Below are 1,278 nucleotides of genomic sequence, written 5' to 3'. Positions count from 1 at the left end.
TTGGCTTTGGCAGCTTTCAGGTGAAGCCCCGAGCAGCGAGAGATGGACGCAATCCAAAAACGGGCGAGACACTTAAAATTGCTGCTGCAAACGTACCGAGTTTTAAAGCAGGTCAAAGACTCAAAGAGGCTGTTAAGTGATCTTTGACGCAAAATATATTAATACCTCATTTAGGAAATACTGGATGTTAATTAGAACATCATTTTTATTTATCATGATCTTGATGGTTACCTCATGCGTTATCCATGACTATGATAAAGATAACCCCCAAAAAAAAATTGGCAAAGGATCCATATTCGACCAGCCGATATATACCAGAGACGATAAAGGAAAAGTGACCAAAGATAGCGTTGCTGAGCAAATAAGAGATTTTGGTTGTGACTCTAAGGAGGATAAAGATTGTAGAAAACCTTTTGGTTGGTAATTTAAGAGCATACCTAACCAAAAAAATGACGAATCCGAGCAAGTATTCATTGAAGTGCTAAAGGAAGACAGAAAGAAGGGTCAGAACACCCTCTAAAACATCCTGTAATTCATTCTGAGTGGTTTTCTCGATAAAAACGTAAATTTCACATCTTAAAATTTATCGTCGCTCACAATGTGCTTTGAGCGATTTCTAGTTTTTGGATTTCAGAAAGAAAAAAGCCAACCGCAAAAGTTGGCTAATTTGTCGAAGTAAAACAGTTTTAATTTTAATCATCAAAATTGACTCATGGCAAATTAATCATAAAACTTCAATGAAAAATTTCAATACCAAATTTTGGTTGATTAGCCACTAATGATATTTATCATTGTAATTAATCGTAATTAAGTAAATACTGTAATTAGTAAATCTTTATTTACAGAAATGGAGAAATGCGATTGATTATATCAATGTTAAATCAAAAAGGGGGAGTTGGTAAGACAACTCTAAGTATCAATATATCTGCTAAGTTAGCTATTGATAGAAACAAAGTACTTCTAATTGATGCTGACCCACAAGGTAGCGCTTTAGATTGGTCATCAGTGAGAAATGAAGAACCCCTATTCACGGTTGTTGGTTTACCTAGACCTACTCTTCATAAAGAGCTTAAATCTTTAATCAAAGATTATAATTTTATTTTAATTGATTGCCCTCCCAGAGTGACTGATTTAGCCCGCTCTGCAATATTAGCCTCTGATTTAGTTTTGATTCCTGTTCAACCAAGTCCATACGATATTTGGGCAGCACAAGAAGTTATTGATTTAATCAAAGAAGCGATTATTTTTAAAGATAAACTTAAATACGCCTTTGTTATT

Annotated in this window: 3 protein-coding genes; all 3 read left to right on the top strand. The window is 34.4% G+C overall.

The annotated features are described in order from the left end of the window. Positions 1-140, top strand: a 140-nt coding sequence (locus tag G468_RS21985; protein WP_034250535.1) for an HU family DNA-binding protein, incomplete at its 5' end; no start/stop codon positions are given. Between the two features lie 44 nt (positions 141-184). Beyond that, positions 185-424, top strand: coding sequence for a hypothetical protein (locus G468_RS0118075; protein WP_026824158.1), 240 nt, complete (start codon positions 185-187; stop codon positions 422-424). A gap of 431 nt (positions 425-855) precedes the next feature. Continuing rightward, on the top strand, positions 856-1,278 hold a 423-nt coding region (gene parA, locus G468_RS0118070; RefSeq protein ID WP_248604907.1), incomplete at its 3' end, for a ParA family partition ATPase.

This window comes from Arsenophonus nasoniae DSM 15247, from assembly GCF_000429565.1.
Taxonomy (GTDB): Bacteria; Pseudomonadota; Gammaproteobacteria; order Enterobacterales; family Enterobacteriaceae; genus Arsenophonus; species Arsenophonus nasoniae.
The sequence above is the reverse complement of the archived record's forward strand: the minus strand, read 5'-3'. Positions and strand labels throughout refer to the sequence as shown.

Excerpts from the sequence above, each read along its gene's own strand:
- G468_RS0118075 (WP_026824158.1), top strand. The coding sequence starts at position 185 with ATGTTAATTAGAACATCATTTTTATTTATCATGATCTTGATGGTTACC.